This is a genomic window from Pseudoalteromonas sp. GCY (assembly GCF_016695175.1).
Taxonomy (GTDB): Bacteria; Pseudomonadota; Gammaproteobacteria; order Enterobacterales; family Alteromonadaceae; genus Pseudoalteromonas.
The window spans coordinates 935,598-953,626 of record NZ_CP068023.1 but is presented as its reverse complement, the minus strand read 5'-3'; the positions used below and the strand labels follow the sequence as shown (position 1 = coordinate 953,626).

Genomic DNA, 18,029 nt, shown 5'->3' with positions numbered 1-18,029 from the left:
CACAAATAATGTGCTAGTTATTAATTTTTTAAATTAGCGTTTATGAATATAGGTTAAGCTACTCTTTCCATTGTAATTTATCTAAGGGGTAGCCGCCAAACCATTTTGGCTCGTCCATTACAAAGTGGCTGGTGATACTTTCTATACCTAATTCTTCTTGCAATAACTCATCACAAAACTCGTTAAACTCTTCTACAGAAGTACAAATAACAAAGGCTATGTAATCGATGCCACCATTTACTCGTAAACAATCGACCATTTGAGGATATTTCTTAATAGCTTTTTCAAAAACACTACAGTTTTGATAAGTATTACTTTTCAGCTTAATGTTGGCATAGGCTTTTACGTTAATACAAAGTTTATTTACATCGAGCGCCATCACATACTGTAGGATATATCCTGCTTCCTCCATCGCTTTGACACGCTGTAAACAGGCACTCGGCGATAAGCCAACCCGCTCAGATAGCTCGTTATTGCTAATGCGAGAATTATTTTGGAGTTCGATTAAAATATTACGATTAATTTTATCGAGTTTAACCTGCTTCTTCACCATAGTTACCACCACGTGATAGAGACAAAACTAATTGTAGTTTCAACGTCTCATTTCAATATATTTTGTTAATTTTTAGCCTAGTTAAGCGACATTATTTTTAAGACATTACGTAAAATAGTGTCAAAACACATTATTGGAGCTCTAAATGTCAGATAATCCCAATGTCTTAATTAAAACTCAATTCGGCAATATTACCGTATCACTTTTTGCTGATAAAGCCCCTGTAACGGTTAGTAACTTTTTAACCTACGTACAAAAAAAGCTTTTTGACGAGAGTAGTGTTTTTCGTATTGTTACCAAAGACAACGCTAATCAACCAGAAGACACCAATACCCAAATTCAAGTGGTTCAAGCGGGGTTACCTCCTGAGCATCCTAGCTTGTTAGCACCTATTGCTCACGAAGCAACGAACATTACCGGTATTTCCCATACTCATGGCACCATCTCAATGGCACGTTTTGCCCCTGGAAGTGCAGATGGCAGCTTTTTCTTTTGCATTGGTGATCAATTAGAGCTTAATCACGGCGGTAAGCGCTATGAAGATGGCTTAGGCTTTGCCGCTTTTGGTCGTATTACTGAAGGCGATGACGTTTTGATAGCGATTTACGAGAAAGGGGAAAAACAAGAGTATTTGGAAAATGAAATCATCATTCATTCGATTACTTTACTCTAATTAATCTTCCTTGTTGAAAAGCCAAGCGATATAAAGTAATTCATAACGTTTGGCTTTGTGAGCTATAAATTTATCGCGATTTCCTTGCTAATGGCATCATCAAAGCGAAGCACAGCATAAAAGCGATAGCACCCATGGTATTAACTCCGAGGTAGCTATAACCAACAATTATTTGTGCCGCCATCATTGGACCTATTATATACCCAACGCCAACGAGTGTTTGTGCAGCACTAATATATTTACCACTGTGATCAGCATCTGAAATAATGGCAAAAGTACGTGCGCCAACAATGCTCCAGAAAAAGCTAAAAACACTTAAAAGCATTAAATACTTAAATTCGCTAACGTCAAATAGCACAGCGATTAATGAGACGCCCATAATGACCACAGAGAGTGATAACAGCCACGCATTTTTTCCTTTGTCATTTAGCCATGCAAAAAATAGAGCACCTAGTAAGCCAGCAATCATTGCCAGCGCTAAAGCTTGTGATACGTAGTCTAACGATAACCCAGCGTCTGTACCTGCAAATGAAATGTAAGTCCATGTACTGCCAATGCCAATGTAAAAACATAGTAAGCCAGCAAGGGCGATTAAAAAGTACTTAGGCGCAATATAGTGGTTGCATGGGTTGGCTTCTTCACTAGTCAAATAGCTTGTAGTATTTTGCGGTAATTGTTTAACGACCAGTAAGGGCAATAGGTAAAGCGCGGCCATAGCAACAAATACTGCTATTAGGCCACCTGCTTGATAAATAGGTGCAACCGTTACTAAACCCAAAGCTTGTACGCCAACCACCACCGCGGTATAAAAGCCAAACCAACGATTAGGGTTTGATGTCATACCTATGGCTGTTATCCCAACTGCTACTAGTAAGCCTTCACCAAAACCTGCAATGATACGGATGAAGCATAGTAGCGTAAAACTGTCAGTAAGAGCCGAAGCTAAATTAGCCAAAACAGTGATGGCAACACCGACCAATGTTACTTGTCGAAATTGAAGCTTTTGGATAAAAAAAGAAAATAGTAAGGTGGCGATAACAATGCCGACGGAGTCGGTTGACGCTAGATGACCTATTTGTTGATCAGTGAGTGCCATTGTCTTGGCGACAACTTCTAAATACACTGGTAAAAATAGCAATACCAAGTAGCCAATTGGCGCCGTGAGTAATCCAGAAAGGCCAAAGGCGAGATCATTATTTTTGCTTATTTGGTGTGAGGCAACAGCTGACATATACCCTCCGAAAATAATAGAGCCTAGCTACTCGCTAGGCTCATTATGGTTACTGATTATACTGGTAAATGCTTTTAGCGTCTTGCACAGTAATAAAGCCATTCAGGATATCTTTGGCGATAGCCTTTTTATCTCTTAACTTCGGCTCGCCCCAGCCGCCACCATTACCGGTAACAAGGCGTAAAATATCGCCTTTTTGCAATGGATATCGGCTCGTGCGGCTAAATTTAGCTTTAACTTTGCCATCAGCGCCAACCACTTCTGCATAGTTGCAAGAGCCACTTTGACCGCCATCAACGCCCCAAGGCGGCGTAATACCTCGACCAAAAAAGCTTGAGATATCGGCACCATCTTCTAGAATGCGATATTCTAAAATGACGCCATTACCGCCACGGTACTGGCCTGCGCCGGCACTTGAAGTGTTAAATTCATAACGTTCAATACGTACACCATAGCGTTCTTCGGTAATTTCTACTGGAATATTACTGGTTTCACCATTACCAACACAAAACTGACCTTTTTCCCCATCTTTAGCGTTGTTTGCGCCCCAACCGCCAACCAGTGGCTCAACTAATAAAAATGGCTCTTTAGTTGATGGATTTATACCTGATAAGTTCATCGTACAAACACTACCAAATTGTCCTGCCGTTAAAACTTCAGGAATAGCAGGAGATAATGCTTTTCGAATAACATCAGCAGCACACACCATAGCTTCAAAATAAGAAGAGACTGGCGCGGGGCGTTTTGCAGTTAAAACCGTACCTTCTGGGCAACGTACATGTAAACGTCTAAAACAGCCATCTGTTGATGGTGCATCTGGTTCAACAACACCCATAAATACTTCACGGGCGGCTGACTCTAGTACGCCCATCGTACAGTTAATTGGCCCCGGTGCTTGCTCTGACGAGCCAGTAAAATCACAAATAAAAACTTCATCAGTGATCGTCACTTTTACTTTTACAGTAAATGGCCCGTTGCCCATACCATCTTCATCAATAACATCTTCGGCATAGAAATCACCTTTAGGTAAGGTTTTAAATTTCTCCATGACCATAGCATCCCCATGATCAAGTAACTTATCAATTGCCGTTAACGTAGTATCTCGACCGTATTTTTCCATGACTGATAAAAAGCGTTGTTCACCAACTTTTAACGAGGCGGCACATGCTTGTAAATCACCTAAGGTCATATCTGGTAAACGCACGTTTGCTTCAATTAAATCAAGTAGTGCTTGGTTAGCGACGCCTTTTTCAAATACTTTAATGCCAGGGAATTGCAAACCTTCTTGATAGATAGACGTAGCGTCTGCACTATAACTGCCAGGATCTTTACCTCCAATTTCTGTCCAGTGAGCCTTATTGGCTGTCCAAGCCACTAAAGTATTCCGGTAAAACACTGGGCGAATCATACAAACATCAGATAAATGGGTTCCACCGCCCGAGTAAGGGTCATTTAAGATAAAGACATCATCAGGGAAAATCTGATCGCTATCATATTTTTTAATGATGTTTTTTACGCCAGCATCAAGTGTACCGATAAAACCAGGAATACCATTACCTTGAGAAATTAATCGCCCTTTGGCATCTGTAACGCCAATACCATAATCGAGTGACTCATAGATGATTGGGCTTTTACTACTACGCTGTAGTGCAATAAACATCTCTTCACCAATGGCTATCAAGGCATTTTTTATGATCTCAATGGTGAAGATATCAACACTAGTGGTATTTGACGTGTTCTCTTTAATCGCAGTCATTAGTTAAATCCTCTGTGTTGGTTATTGGTTTAAGTGAATATGAATACCGCCAAAGGCATCCACTTCCACTTTACTATCAGGAAGAACAACTGTAGTTGTGGTTGGCTCTTCAATAATTGCAGGGCCAGTAAATTCCATACCATGATGTAATAACTCACGTTGATAAATACAGGTGTTGTGAACCCCTAAATCGTCAAAATCAACGTCACGCTCACCAACTTTTGCAGAGCTGGCATCTATTGATTCACTTTTCGCTACTGAAGCAATTTCTGCTTTATCAAGTAAGCCATAGGCTACTAAATGAAGATTAACCACTTCAATGGCTGAACCTTCTAAACTAAAGGTATATTCCTGTTCATGGGCTTTGTGGAAACGAGTAATTAATTCGTTGATAAAGTCCTCTTGTGCCATTTTTAAGTCAGGCACAGCAATTTTTACTGTGTGCTCTTGGCCATCATAACGCGCATCAAGATAGAGCTCGTGCATTACGCGATCATCACTAAAACCATCTTCTTGATAATCAGCTAAAGCTTTGTTGATTACGCCATCAAAAGCATGATCAATTTCAGCTTTGCTGTGTCTACTAATGGCAATTTTATGGGTTTGAATGTAGTCGCGACGCAGATCTATCATTAACATTCCCCAAGCTGAGAACACTCCAGCAAATGGTGGGATAATGACTTTTTTCGCATTAAGTTCTTTAGCTAGCGCCGTTGCATGTAAGGCACCACCGCCACCAAAGGCCATTAACGAGAAATCACGAGGATCATATCCACGGTTTACCGAGATAAGCTTTAGTGCATTTACCATATTTGAATTGGCAATTTTTAGCACTCCATGGGCAACATCCATCGCTTGTACACCGAGCTCACCTCCTAATTTAGCAAAGGCATTGTGTACTGCTTTTACATCAGGCTTGATATCACCACCAGCAAAGTTTTCTGGGTTAATACGACCAGTATAAAGGTTAGCGTCAGTGGTAGTTGGCTCATTGCCGCCGCGGCCATAGGCCACAGGTCCTGGCGTAGAGCCCGCACTTTGTGGACCAACATGTAAGCTACCTGCCGCGTCAATCCAAGCAACAGAGCCACCGCCATTGCCAATCTCAACAATATCAATAACTGGTGTTTTTACTGGATAACCTGCTGATTTTGCAGTTTTTTCTAACATATATTCAGTGGTTATGCGGGTTTCACCATTATGAATTAGTGAACATTTCGCGGTTGTACCGCCAATATCAAGTGCCATGATATTGCCATCGCCAATAACTTTACCGTAAGCCGCCGCACCTAAAATACCTCCAACAGGTCCAGACTCCACTAAAGTGATCGGGTTTTTACTTGCCGCATTTAAAGTGGCGATACCACCGTTAGATTGCATGATGAATGGATCATTCTTTAAGCCTTTCTCTGCTAGCTTAGTTTTCAATTTATTTAAGTATTGCTGTGTAGGTGGCAGAACATAAGCCGAGAGCACAGTGGTATTAGTGCGCTCATATTCACGCCATTCGGCTGAGATTTCATGTGAGGAAATTACATCCACTTCTGGCCACCCTTGTTTTATTGCAGCAACGGTTTCTTGCTCATGAATAGGGTTTAAATAGGCATGTAGGAAACAAACACCAATCGCTTCAATATCTTGTGACTTAAAATAGCTGATGATTTCAGGCAAACTAGTTAAATCAAGCTTAGTTACAACATTACCTTGGTGATCTAATCGTTCGGGTAACTCAAGGCGTAGGTGGCGCTCAACAAATGGACTAGGTTTTTGGTAGCAGTTATTGAAAATATCTGGCGTATTGCCGCGAGCAATTTCTAAAATATCGCGAAAACCCTGAGTGGTGATAAGGCCCGTTTTAACACCTTTACGTTCAGTGATTGCGTTAATTACTACCGTTGAGCCATGGGCAAAGAAATCAACATCATCAAGGCAAATACTCGCTTTATCAACAGCGTTAACAACGCCCTGTTCAAAATTAGGTGGTGTGGTATCGCTTTTTACCGCTTTAACTTTACCTTCATCTATGTAAACAAGATCGGTAAAGGTGCCACCAACATCAGTTGCAACTCGTACAGTCATAGAGACCTCTAAAAAAAGAAGATTGGGGAAAATTGGTAGCCACTTATTTGTGGCTACCGCACCGAAATTTACCGACTAAAAATTAAACTTCGCCTGCATACCAATTTGTCTTGGTGCATTTGGCATGCGAATTAATGGGTTAAATAAGAACACTGTTTCTGGTGATTCTTCGTCAGTTAAATTGTTGGCAAATAACGACACAGACCAGTTTTCATTTTCAAAAGTGAAATTGGCATTTAGGTAAGTGTGAGTATCAGACTTGCCGGTATCTTCGTTAAATATGTCAAAGCTTCTTGGACCAACCGTGTTGAATGCAACGCGAGAGCTTAATAACCAATCGCCTGAAAGCTCAGTGAAGTGAGTAACGGAGCCATTAAAGTTGAACTCAGAAACATAAGGCATAGTGCCGCCTTCTGTTTCTTGAAGATCGCGGCCTGATAAAATATCTACACCTTGGTTTTTAATAATTTCGTTATCAATTAATCCAGCGCCAATAGCGATTTTTAAATCGTCAGTCACGTTGGCTGATAATTCGAGCTCTAAACCATTGATAGTGACTTCATCAATGTTTAAGTTCTCTAGCGTAAAGGTTGTTGGGTTTAAGCGAGTGAATTGCGCCTGCTCTTGTAAAATATGAAATGCGGCTACATTTAACCAAACACGATTATCTAACCAAGTGGTTTTTGAGCCGATTTCAACAGTGTCTGACACCTCTTCGCTGTACTGGCGGTTCACTGTTGGTGCGTACTCGTTAAAGCCGCCAGATCTAAAACCTTTTGAATAGGTTGAGTAAAATAAAACATCTGGCGTGTACTGCCATGCTAATGACGCTTTAGGTTGTAATTCACTAAAGGTTGCTTTGGCTCTTGATGCAGCAACATCACGCTTATCATAAGCTTCACGGGTTTCTGAGTCATAACGAAGAGCAAAAGTTAATTCTAAGTCTTCTGAGATATCGTAGTTACCTTGACCAAATAATGCATAAGCATCACTTTCTTGTTCGGTTTTTTCACCGGTAAATACTAATGTAGGGTCACTTTTAACTAACTCTTTGACATCGTCATAAGTAACACGCTCAGTTGGCGTAACATCCCACACTTGGTCGTAAGATACACTTCTGTCTTTAGTTTCAGCAAATCCACCAACTGTCCAACGAAAAGCATTATCAATTGATGAGGTAAAGCGTGCTTCAATGCTCTTGCCATCTTCTTTAATCGGGTTGATTTGAGTAATTGGGAAATAGAAGTTCTCTTCACCGGCATCTAAATGGGTAAAGTCACCATCTGAGAAAAACTCGATATCGGCGCTATTAGCAGAAGCGACAACCGTTAATTCACCTGTATTAAATTCACGCTCAAGCTTAGCTGATACAAAATACATTTCTGAGATATCTTCACCAACAGTGTTGGCGTCTGGCTGAATATCGAAATCTTCTAATTCTTCAGCAGTGATATACGCCATATAGTTACTACCTTGACGAGTGTCAGAGTAATTACCCTGTATGGTTAAGCTAGTTTCATAATCAATATAGTATTCCAACATACCTTGGAAACCATAAGCACCGTCAACAAAGTCAACTTCTTCATTTAAGTAGGTGTTAGCAATTTGACCATCACGGTCGTGGTAATTAGCAGAAAAACGGTAGTAAAGCTTATCCTCGCTAATTGCACCACTAATAGCTGCATTTAGTTTAACGTCATTACCTTCAGCAAACGATACTTGGATTGAACCTTCGGTTTCATCGCTTGGCGCTTTAGTAACTATATTAATTGCGCCACCAATGGCATTTTTACCGTAAAGGGCGCCTTGTGGGCCGCGTAATACTTCTATACGCTCTATGTTGTGTAGACCTTGGTTGATAAATTCAAGGTTTGGCACGGTTACGCCGTCAACCACATAAGCAATTGGCGCTTCACCAACTTGAGGTGTGATAAGGCCGCGTACAGTGACAAAATTTAATCCTGAGCGGAAGTTAGTAGAAACATCTAAGTTAGGAGTAAGCGCAGAGAAATCTTTAATAGTAGTTATTCTGGCTTGTTGGATTTCTGCTTCATTAATCACTGTCACTGAATCAGGGATTTGTTGCAAAGACTCAATGCGCCCCCTTGAACTCACAACAATTTTCTCTATTTTTGCATTGTCTGCTGATGTAGCTTCTTCAGCAAAAGTAGGGGTAGTAAATGCTAGTGTACTGCTTATAGCTAACGTTAACTTAGCTGGGCGTAATATCTTATTCCGCAACATAACTCACCTTCTATGATTCATTTATTTTTAATATTTATTGTTATATCCACGATAACTCTTCTTTTACGAAAAATTTCACTGTATGTAACACCTTAAACAAAAAGTCATGTGCTTATTTACTACTTAAAGTGAATTTATATTTGCTTGACTTGGTAAAAAGGGAAATGTCGGAAAGGTTAGGTGATCGTTTTATAATGACTTTTTATTCATGCGATAGAGGTTAAGAGCTAGAGTTCATCTTTTGAATATGAACAATAAACACCAAAAAAGGATTTTCTGTACTTGCTCTATTGGTGCCTTTTACTGAATACAAGAATCAAATTAGAAAGCAGAGCCATAAAGGCCTGCTGCTAAGTTACCGAACTTTCGCTTCTCACTCAAAGCGGACCTATAGGTAATTGCGTAACTGATAATGGGGCAATAACGAGTTAACAAAAAGGCGAACCATTTGGTTCGCCTTTTTAGTGATCTACTAGCTAGATTGTCACAATCTTAATTACCTGTCACAGACTTCATTAAAACTGTCACAATCTTCATTACCAGTTATCAAAACCCTTACGCGTCGCGGTAAGTATCAACCGCTGGGCAAGAACAGATTAGGTTACGGTCGCCGTATACGTCGTCGATACGGGTTACCGTTGGCCAGAATTTGTCTTTTGCTACGCTTGGTACTGGGAATGCAGCGTAGAAACGGTCGTATGCACGGTTCCAATCGTTGCTTAGTACGTCAGCTTGCGTGTGTGGTGCGAATACTAATGGGTTGTCTTCGATAGACCACTCGCCTGATGCAATCTTGTCGATTTCACCTTTGATAGAAACCATGGCTTCGATAAAGCGGTCGATTTCTACCTTAGACTCAGATTCCGTTGGCTCAACCATAAGTGTGCCCGCTACTGGGAACGACATCGTTGGTGAGTGGAAGCCGTAATCTTGTAGACGCTTAGCAACGTCCATTTCGGTAATGCCTGTGGCTTCTTTCAGTGGACGAAGGTCAACAATACATTCGTGGGCAACGCGGTCGTTACGGCCACGGTATAGAATTGGGTAGTGCTCGCTCAACTTAGCCGTTAGGTAGTTAGCGTTCACGATTGCCATTTCTGTTGCTTGTTTTAGGCCTTCGCTGCCCATCATCGCGATGTATGCCCACGAGATAGGTAGAATAGCTGCTGAGCCGTAAGGTGCCGCAGAAACCGCGCCGTTACCTACGTTTGTGCCTTCTACGTTGATCACGCTGTGGTTAGGCATAAATGGCGCTAGGTGCGATTTAACACCGATAGGACCAACACCTGGGCCACCGCCACCGTGTGGAATACAGAATGTTTTGTGTAGGTTTAAGTGCGATACGTCAGAGCCGATTGAACCTGGGCTAGTTACCCCAACCTGCGCGTTCATGTTTGCGCCGTCCATGTATACTTGGCCGCCGTGCTGGTGCACGATGTCGCATACTTCACGGATAGACTCTTCGTATACACCGTGTGTAGACGGGTAAGTGACCATGATGCACGATAGGTTTTCAGCTACATCTGCGGCTTTCGCGCGTAGGTCTTCCATATCGATGTTACCGTTTTTATCACAGTCAACCACAACCACTTTCATGCTTGCCATTTGTGCAGACGCTGGGTTTGTACCGTGCGCTGAACTTGGGATCAAACAGATGTTACGGTGACCTTCACCGCGAGACTCATGGTACTTACGGATCGCGATAAGACCTGCGTACTCACCTTGTGCACCTGAGTTTGGCTGTAGTGATACTGCATCGTAACCTGTGATGTTCACAAGCCAGTCGTGCAGCTCAGTCATCATGATCTTGTAACCTTGTGCTTGGTCGATTGGGCAGAACGGGTGTAGCTCTGCAAACTCAGGCCAAGTCACTGGGATCATTTCAGCAGTTGCATTTAGCTTCATGGTACATGAACCCAATGAGATCATTGAGTGGTTTAAAGCTAAATCTTTGTTTTCAAGACGCTTGATATAACGCAGCATCTCGGTTTCGCTGTGATAGCTGTTAAAGTTCGCGTGCGTTAAAATTTCGTCATCGCGCACTAGGCTTGCAGGAATACCTGTAATGTTCTCGCCTGATACTTGTGCGTCTAACGCATCGACATTTAGGCCGTGGTCGTCGCCTAAAATGATGTCGAATAGCTCAGCTACGTCTGCACGCGTAGTGGTTTCGTTTACTGCAATTGAGTATTCGCCGTTGTGGTTAAGGGCAAAGTTTACGCCTTTTGCTACTGCACGCGCCACAACCGCTTGCTTGTCAGCGTCGTCTGCTTTAACGGTAATGGTGTCAAACCACGTATCGTGCTTAAGTGCCACGCCTTTTGCTTTAAGACCCGTTGCAAGAATGCTTGCAAGGCGGTTAATGCGCTCAGCGATGATCTTAAGACCTTGAGGACCATGGTAAACCGCGTAAAACGCAGCCATGTTTGCAAGTAGCACCTGTGCAGTACAGATGTTTGAGTTGGCTTTTTCACGGCGGATGTGCTGTTCACGTGTTTGCATCGCCATACGTAGCGCGTCGTTACCTAAACGGTCTTTAGACACACCAATAATACGGCCTGGTAATGAACGCTTGTAAGCATCACGCGTAGCAAAGAATGCTGCATGTGGACCGCCGTAACCCATAGGTACACCAAAACGCTGTGCAGAACCAAGTACTACGTCTGCACCTAGTTTACCTGGTGCTTTAAGTAGCATTAAGCTCATGATGTCTGCGGCAACACAGGCAATCGCTTTTTTGTCTTGTACTTGTGCGATTAGGTCAGTAACGTCAACCACTTCACCTGATGTTGTTGGATATTGGAATAGCGCACCAAAAATCTCGTGGTTAGCAGCGTCGCTTGCAGGACCTACTACTACTTCAAAACCAAACTGCTCAGCACGCGTAGATACTACGTCGATAGTTTGTACGTGTACGTCGTCGGCAATAAAGAAGATGTTTGCTTTTTTCGCTTTAGATACACGTTTTGCAAGCGCCATTGCTTCTGCCGCTGCTGTGGATTCGTCAAGTAGTGATGCACTTGCTAAGTCTAGGCCGGTAATGTCCATAGTCAGCGTTTGGAAGTTAAGTAGTGATTCCAAGCGACCTTGCGCAATCTCTGGCTGATAAGGGGTGTAAGCAGTATACCAACCCGGATTCTCAAGTACGTTACGTAGGATAACGTGAGGTACGTGAGTTGGGTGGTAGCCTTGACCGATATAAGATTTGAAAACCTTGTTTTTGCTTGCTACTGACTTAAGGTAGCTTAGGGTTTCCACTTCTGTGCGGCTTTCACCGATCTGTAAGCCCTCTTCTAAACGAATTGAAGCAGGTACAGTTTGACCGATCAGCTCTTCAACACTAGATACTCCAAGAGCGCTTAGCATCTCGCTCACCTGTGCTGGGCTTGGCCCGATATGGCGGCGGATAAAATCTTGCTTTTGCTCTAACTGTTCAAGAGATTTGGCGTTTGACATTAGTCCAGGTTCCTATGATCCAAATGAAAAAGGTGAATACTGTTTTTATCTAAATGAGATACCTTGGTAACGGCAGTATTCTAAAAACGTTGGTATGATCTCGTCATACCTTGAGCAAGCACCCTTGCCCAAAAAGCAACAATAAAAGCCCCTAAAAAGGGGCTTTTATTACTATCAACAAATTAGTCTTCGTCGATTGAATTTGCGTAGCCTTCAGCGTCTAGTAGGTTATCTAGCTCAGACTCATCAGACGCTTTAATTTTGAACAACCAACCGTCACCGTAAGCATCGTTGTTTACAGTCTCAGGCGCATCTTCTAGGTCTTCGTTGATTGCAACGATAGTGCCGCCGATTGGTGCATAGATGTCTGACGCTGCTTTTACAGACTCAGCTACCGCGCAGTCTTCACCCGCGTCAACTTCATCATCTACGTCTGGTAATTCAACGAATACCATGTCGCCTAGAAGTTCTTGTGCGTGCTCAGTGATACCAACAGTGTATATGCCGTCACCTTCAGCGCGAACCCACTCGTGTGAAGTAGCGTACTTTAACTCGCTAGGAATGTTGCTCATTTTTTTGTTCCTTTGGTCGGTTGCGATGTCACCCCGTGAGCGACATCAATGTTATTCTATTTATTATCTATAAAAACTAGATAATTGACTTGCCATTACGAACGAAGCTTGGCTTAACTACTTTAACATCAACTAGCTTCTTACGCATTTCAACCTGTGCAGTCTCGCCAATTGAACGAGGTACACGCGCAAGCGCTACACTGAAGCCTAAAGTTGGTGAGAATGTACCAGAAGTGATAACACCTTCGCCACCTTCTACGATAACTTTAGAACCACCACGTAATACGCCTTTGCTTTCTAGGACTAAACCTACCAGCTTATCAGTGCTTTGCTCTGCACGCTGTTTAGTGATAGCTGCACGGCCGATAAAGTCACGCTCCTCTGGCTCCCATGCAATTGTCCATGCCATGTTCGCTGCAAGTGGAGACACAGTCTCGTCCATGTCTGAGCCGTAAAGGTTCATGCCCGCTTCTAAACGTAGCGTATCACGTGCACCTAGGCCAGCTGGACGCACACCTGCGTCTAATAATTTTTGCCACAAGTCCGCCGCACCATCGTTGTGTACTACGATCTCATAACCCTCTTCACCAGTGTAACCCGTTGTTGCGATAAATAGGTCACCAGCTTGCACACCAAAGAATGGCTTCATGCCTTCAACAGCCGCTTGTTGTTGTTCGTCTAGGATAGTTGCTGTTTTTGCTTTTGCGTTTGGACCTTGTACCGCAATCATCGCGTACTCAGGACGCTCAGTGACTGCCACATCAAAATCTGCCGCTACCGCGCCGATATGTGCAAGGTCTTTTTCGCGTGTTGCAGAGTTAACTACTAGGCGATATTGCGTTTCAGTGAAGAAGTAAATGATAAGGTCGTCAATTACACCGCCCTGCTCGTTTAGCATGCCTGTGTATAGCGCCTTACCAGCCACAGTAAGCTTAGCTACATCGTTTGCAACTAGCTTTTGTAAAAATGCCTTTGCGTCTACACCTTCGATATCAACAATCGTCATGTGTGAAACGTCAAACATGCCCGCATCTTGACGCACCGCGTGGTGCTCTTCAATTTGTGAACCATAATTGATTGGCATTTCCCAACCGTGGAAGTCTACCATTTTCGCGCCAGCTTCTAGGTGCTTAGCGTGTAGTACTGTTTTAGAAGTCATACTTATCCTTCACTTTTTTACTCAGCCGCCATCGGTTGGTGCTGAGGGGGTTATTGTTATCGCGCTTACGATAACTGCACGGAATTTATGAAACGAGTTTAAAACCAGCGTCAGTGAGCGTCGTTTGCCACTTTTCTAATACAGCAGCTTGCGCAATCAACTGATACTGTTGCTGTTCGTCCACCAGCAAGGTCGTAATAAATACTTCACCGCTTTGCTTGCCATAGCAGGCATTTTTATCTGAGATCTTAAGGCCTGGCGTTAACGTAAAGTCACTGACTAAACGCTCAAACGCAAGCTCACCGCTTATGGTGGCGGCAACTAAATCATGACGGCGTACCAGTTCAATATCGAACTCGTCGGCATGGCTATCAATCAGTGTTGCCAGCTCAGCGGCTGCGCTTTCACTTACAACAAAACGGTAAGCCGTTTCACTAAAATAGTACACGGCGAAATTTTCGCCACTGTCTAGTTTCCCTTGAAAACCTAAGCCTGGTGCCATTAACTTATTCAAGTTAAGTGCAAGAATTTGGCTTAAGAAAGGCGTGGTCTCAAAGCCGCTGAAATCTAGTACAACAACAGCATCAGTTGGCATGTAATGGTTTTGCGCCGGAACACTGCCCTGACGGTGCTTTGCAAAGATAATTGGCGTGACGCTCATGGCACTACCTTAGTGAAATTTCGATGAGCAAAAGTATAAGGATGCGCAAACTCAACAACAAATTGTATTTACTTATCAATTGATAAATAATATTAATGTACTTGGGTTTTATAAATTGCATTTCCTTATATGAAAAACTTATCAATTGATGGATTAAGAACGCTGGTCACTGTGGTTGATGTCGGTGGTTTTGCCAAGGCCGGTGAGTTGCTTGGCTTATCCCAGCCTGCTGTTAGCTTGCAAATCAAACGTTTAGAAGACATGCTAGGTTGCAAGCTGTTTAAAAAGCAGGGGCAAAGGCAGGTGTTGAATCAATATGGTGAGTTACTTTTACCCCTCGCCAAACAAATGCTGCAGCAAAACGATGCCATTATTCAGCAATTTACCTCTGAGAGCGTGACAGGCCGAGTGCGTTTAGGCATTCCCAGCGAATTTGCAGCACGGATCTTACCCTCGATTATTGGCGATTTCGTTTCTTTATATCCTGATGTTGCGTTGGAAGTTAAATCAAGACTGAGTAAACACTTACTTTCTGTGGTAAGACAAGACCAGTTTGATTTGGTACTAGCGCTTAATGAAGAGCTTAGCTCGTCCAAGTACCCGGTGTTTATGCAAGACCAGTTGGTCTGGGTTGGCGATTTATCGCTTGCGCAGCATTCGGTTGTCACTTTAGTCACCGCGCCGGAGGGCTGTATTTATCGCCGCCGCGCTATCGAGGCGCTACAACAAGCTGGATTACAATACCGGATTGTATATAGCAATGCCGACTTAACCGGCCTTACCGCCGCACTAAAAGAGGGGCTCGGGATCACCGTGCTTGCCAAGAGCACCGTGCCAGCAGAGCTGCCTTATCAGACCCAAACTCAGGTATTACCCGAACTCGGCCAAATCGGTATCAGCCTTGTCAAAAACACCCAAGAATCCGCCCACGCGGTTGATAAACTCGCTGAGTTTATTGCATTAAGACTAGGTTAAAAGATCGCGGGGTGAACCCGCTCCTACCAACAACATAAAACCTCTGTGGGAGCCGCTTTACGCGGCGAGATTGTTGAAATGCTCGCGGGGTGAACCCGCTCCCACCAGCAACATAAAACCTCTGTGGGAGCCGCTTTATGCGGCGAGATTGTTGAAATGATCGCGGGGTGAACCCGCTCCCACCAGCAACATAAAACCTCTGTGGGAGCCGCTTTACGCGGCGAGATTGTTGAAATGCTCGCGGGGTGAACCCGCTCCTACCAGCAACATAAAATCTCTGTGGGAGCCGCTTTACGCGGCGATCTTTTTATTTACCGCCTATCGCTTCTTTGGCGAACAGGTGCTTGATTGGGCCGAGGTTGTCGACCAAGCTCAGACCCACACCGCGCACTAACTTTTTCAACGGGTGGTTGCCTTCAAACAGCTCTTTAAGCCCTTGCATCATGGCAATATGCTTTTGAGCATCTGCTTTTCTGCTGCGCTCATATTGGCGCAGTATCCGTGTGCTGGCAAATTGCTCTTGCGGTGCTGATAACAAGGTGATCAAATAGGCAGCGTCTTTTAGCCCTAAATTCATGCCAAGGCCTGCAAGCGGGTGAATGGTATGTGCCGCGTCGCCCATTAAAACGATGCGCCCTTGCACCCATTGTTTTGCATAACGCATGGTCAATGGAAAAACATGTCTTTCGCTCACCAGCTCACACACGCCGCACTGCATATCAATTGCAGCGCTCAACGCTTTATTAAACGCCTCTACCGGCATGGCTTGTAGCTGCTTTGCTTTATCCGGTGCGGTAGACCATACAATTGAATGAGTATGTGGATCATCAAGCGGCAAAAAGGCCAGCGGTCCATCAGGGAGGAACACTTGTCTTGCCGTTGCATCATGTGGCGCTGCGGTTTTTATCGTTGCTACCAGCGCATGGTGGTCATAATCCCAATACGTGATTGGCATATTAAACTGCTGGCGAATAGCCGAACGTGCGCCATCAGCCGCCACCACTAGCTTCGCCATCACAGGTTCACCAGTAGCTAAGGTTAGCAACACATCGGTGTCTGTTTGATGCAAGCTTTGGTATTTTGTGTTCCACATCAGTTTGGCAGATTGCTGTGCTTCGAGTGCCGTTAACAACGCATAGCGAATGGCGTCGTTTTCAATGATGTGACCAAGCTCAGGTAAGTCTAGCGAGACATTATCAAAGGCGATTTTACCAAAGCTGTCTTTATCGCGTACATCCATACGAGTATATGCCGCGGCGCGCTGCGCTTTAATATCAGGCCAAACGCCCAAGCGCTCAAATAAAGCCTGACTTGCAGCGCTTATCGCGCTCACGCGTGCGCTGTATTCTTGTGCCAATGGTGTTGGTTTTTCACCACTGTCTAGCACTAATACCGAGATATTTTGTTGCGCAAGCCCTAGCGCCAGCGTTAAACCAACACATCCACCACCAACAATACAAACTTGAACTTGTTGCATGCCAACTCCTTTATCCTTTATATCCCATCAATTGCTTGGCCAGCGGCGCTCTCGCTGTTTTGGACAGCGCCATGGTAAGTAGACCTAAACTACGGCCTAAGGCTAAGGTTCTTGATGAGTTTGAAAATAGTCGAACGAGCGCATCGGTTAATGTCATCACCGTATTAATATCTTGCGCTCGCGCCAGTTGATAAGCACGCGTAAATTGAAAACTTCCCCACTCATCAAGCACGTTCGCCTGACATTGTGAGGTTAGTACTTGAATATCTCGTAGACCTAAATTAAAGCCCTGTCCTGCAATGGGATGAATGGCATGCGCCGCATTGCCAATCACCACCACGCGATGATGAGTGAGTTGCTCTACTCGCCCAAGCACCAGCGGATAGCTTGCTCTCATACCCACTTGCACAAAGCGCCCAGCGCGATAACCAAAGGCTTGCTGCAATGCAGCTAAAAACTCGTATGCTGCCATCGCTTCAAACTCGCTAAGGTGCTCATTTGGCATACACCACACCAGTGAATAACGATTATCACTCATTGGCAGCAGTGCCATCGGGCCATGTTCGGTAAAACGCTCGAACGCCTGACCATGATGTGCCGTGTCGATTTGCACATTGGCAATCAATGCGCCTTGCTCGTAGCTTATGCTATCAAAGCCAATATTAAGCTTAGCCCGCGTGGGAGATTGCGCGCCATCCGCAACAACCAATAATCGACTTTGTAATTGCTCACCATTATCGAGGGTCAATTCAACCTGTTCTGGTTGTTGATGTAAATGCGCTACTTGGTTTGGGCAAAACAGTGCAATATCAAGATTGCTCAACTGCTCGTGTAAAAAGCAGCCATAGGGATTGACTTCAACCACATAGCCTAACGCTTTTTGGTTGTAGTCTTCTGGATTGATCCACGCTTTACCGAAATGACCTCTGTCAGAAACATTCACTTGTGTGATTGGCTCAACGTATTGCCACTCGGGATTAAATAGATTTAGCTCGCCCAAAAATGCGACCGACTGCGCAGCAAGCGCAATACTACGGTCGTCAAAACTTGGATGCTGCTTACCTTTCGGCGCAAAAGCTTCAATAACCGCAATCTTTGCCTGCGGAGAGACTTTTTTTATGGCGATGGCGGCGCTGGCTCCTGCCATACCACCACCAACCACGACGACATCAAACTGTTGCACGCAAAGTGTC

13 protein-coding genes are annotated in these 18,029 nt (G+C 44.0%); 2 read left to right on the top strand and 11 right to left on the bottom strand.

Annotated features, from left to right (window positions below; all coding sequences use genetic code 11):
• Window positions 1-58 precede the first annotated feature (58 nt).
• A complete protein-coding gene (locus JJQ94_RS09395) occupies window positions 59-553 on the bottom strand; it encodes an Lrp/AsnC family transcriptional regulator (RefSeq protein WP_099031212.1) in 495 nt (164 codons plus the stop codon).
• Window positions 554-698: 145 nt separating this feature from the next.
• On the opposite strand from JJQ94_RS09395, the gene JJQ94_RS09390 reads away from it, so the two are divergent.
• Window positions 699-1,226: a peptidylprolyl isomerase gene (locus JJQ94_RS09390; protein ID WP_099031211.1), complete on the top strand. Its 528-nt coding sequence runs from the start codon at window positions 699-701 to the stop codon at window positions 1,224-1,226.
• Between the two features lie 70 nt (window positions 1,227-1,296).
• Here the strand turns inward: JJQ94_RS09390 and JJQ94_RS09385 are convergent, their stop codons facing one another.
• From JJQ94_RS09385 to JJQ94_RS09350, 8 genes are all read right to left on the bottom strand, one after another.
• Window positions 1,297-2,457: an MFS transporter gene (locus tag JJQ94_RS09385; protein WP_099031210.1), complete on the bottom strand. Its 1,161-nt coding sequence runs from the start codon at window positions 2,455-2,457 to the stop codon at window positions 1,297-1,299.
• A 49-nt stretch (window positions 2,458-2,506) separates the two neighbouring features.
• The gene (locus JJQ94_RS09380; protein WP_099031209.1) at window positions 2,507-4,213 is read right to left on the bottom strand and encodes a hydantoinase B/oxoprolinase family protein; all 1,707 of its coding nucleotides are present in this window, start codon (window positions 4,211-4,213) and stop codon (window positions 2,507-2,509) included.
• Between the two features lie 21 nt (window positions 4,214-4,234).
• Window positions 4,235-6,292, bottom strand: a complete 2,058-nt coding sequence (locus tag JJQ94_RS09375; protein ID WP_099031208.1) for a hydantoinase/oxoprolinase family protein — start codon at window positions 6,290-6,292, stop codon at window positions 4,235-4,237.
• 75 nt (window positions 6,293-6,367) lie between these two features.
• Window positions 6,368-8,536 carry a TonB-dependent receptor gene (locus JJQ94_RS09370; protein WP_099031207.1) on the bottom strand — a complete coding sequence of 723 codons (2,169 nt, stop codon included), beginning with the start codon at window positions 8,534-8,536 and terminating at the stop codon, window positions 6,368-6,370.
• Window positions 8,537-9,091: 555 nt separating this feature from the next.
• Complete coding sequence (gene gcvP, locus JJQ94_RS09365) at window positions 9,092-11,992, bottom strand: aminomethyl-transferring glycine dehydrogenase (protein WP_099031206.1); 2,901 nt, start codon at window positions 11,990-11,992, stop codon at window positions 9,092-9,094.
• Between the two features lie 182 nt (window positions 11,993-12,174).
• On the bottom strand, window positions 12,175-12,564 hold the full coding sequence (gene gcvH / locus JJQ94_RS09360) for a glycine cleavage system protein GcvH (protein WP_099031205.1): 390 nt from the start codon (window positions 12,562-12,564) through the stop codon (window positions 12,175-12,177).
• Between the two features lie 76 nt (window positions 12,565-12,640).
• Window positions 12,641-13,723: a glycine cleavage system aminomethyltransferase GcvT gene (gcvT, locus tag JJQ94_RS09355; protein WP_045990156.1), complete on the bottom strand. Its 1,083-nt coding sequence runs from the start codon at window positions 13,721-13,723 to the stop codon at window positions 12,641-12,643.
• 85 nt (window positions 13,724-13,808) lie between these two features.
• Window positions 13,809-14,384, bottom strand: coding sequence for a hypothetical protein (locus tag JJQ94_RS09350; protein ID WP_099031204.1), 576 nt, complete (start codon window positions 14,382-14,384; stop codon window positions 13,809-13,811).
• 129 nt (window positions 14,385-14,513) lie between these two features.
• Here JJQ94_RS09350 and JJQ94_RS09345 point away from each other — a divergent pair, with 129 nt between their 5' ends.
• Window positions 14,514-15,359: a LysR family transcriptional regulator gene (locus JJQ94_RS09345; RefSeq protein ID WP_099031203.1), complete on the top strand. Its 846-nt coding sequence runs from the start codon at window positions 14,514-14,516 to the stop codon at window positions 15,357-15,359.
• Between the two features lie 307 nt (window positions 15,360-15,666).
• On the opposite strand, the gene JJQ94_RS09340 is transcribed toward JJQ94_RS09345, so the two are convergent.
• Complete coding sequence (locus tag JJQ94_RS09340) at window positions 15,667-16,836, bottom strand: FAD-dependent monooxygenase (RefSeq protein ID WP_099031202.1); 1,170 nt, start codon at window positions 16,834-16,836, stop codon at window positions 15,667-15,669.
• Between the two features lie 10 nt (window positions 16,837-16,846).
• Window positions 16,847-18,019 carry a 2-octaprenyl-6-methoxyphenyl hydroxylase gene (gene ubiH, locus JJQ94_RS09335; protein WP_099031201.1) on the bottom strand — a complete coding sequence of 391 codons (1,173 nt, stop codon included), beginning with the start codon at window positions 18,017-18,019 and terminating at the stop codon, window positions 16,847-16,849.
• Window positions 18,020-18,029 lie beyond the last annotated feature (10 nt).

Coding starts and splice junctions, on each gene's coding strand:
- JJQ94_RS09375 (WP_099031208.1), bottom strand. CDS start 6,292: ATGACTGTACGAGTTGCAACTGATGTTGGTGGCACCTTTACCGATCTT.
- JJQ94_RS09390 (WP_099031211.1), top strand. CDS start 699: ATGTCAGATAATCCCAATGTCTTAATTAAAACTCAATTCGGCAATATT.
- JJQ94_RS09370 (WP_099031207.1), bottom strand. CDS start 8,536: ATGTTGCGGAATAAGATATTACGCCCAGCTAAGTTAACGTTAGCTATA.
- JJQ94_RS09350 (WP_099031204.1), bottom strand. CDS start 14,384: ATGAGCGTCACGCCAATTATCTTTGCAAAGCACCGTCAGGGCAGTGTT.
- JJQ94_RS09340 (WP_099031202.1), bottom strand. CDS start 16,836: ATGCAACAAGTTCAAGTTTGTATTGTTGGTGGTGGATGTGTTGGTTTA.
- gcvT (WP_045990156.1), bottom strand. CDS start 13,723: ATGACTTCTAAAACAGTACTACACGCTAAGCACCTAGAAGCTGGCGCG.
- JJQ94_RS09395 (WP_099031212.1), bottom strand. CDS start 553: ATGGTGAAGAAGCAGGTTAAACTCGATAAAATTAATCGTAATATTTTA.
- JJQ94_RS09345 (WP_099031203.1), top strand. CDS start 14,514: ATGAAAAACTTATCAATTGATGGATTAAGAACGCTGGTCACTGTGGTT.
- JJQ94_RS09380 (WP_099031209.1), bottom strand. CDS start 4,213: ATGACTGCGATTAAAGAGAACACGTCAAATACCACTAGTGTTGATATC.
- JJQ94_RS09385 (WP_099031210.1), bottom strand. CDS start 2,457: ATGTCAGCTGTTGCCTCACACCAAATAAGCAAAAATAATGATCTCGCC.
- gcvP (WP_099031206.1), bottom strand. CDS start 11,992: ATGTCAAACGCCAAATCTCTTGAACAGTTAGAGCAAAAGCAAGATTTT.
- gcvH (WP_099031205.1), bottom strand. CDS start 12,564: ATGAGCAACATTCCTAGCGAGTTAAAGTACGCTACTTCACACGAGTGG.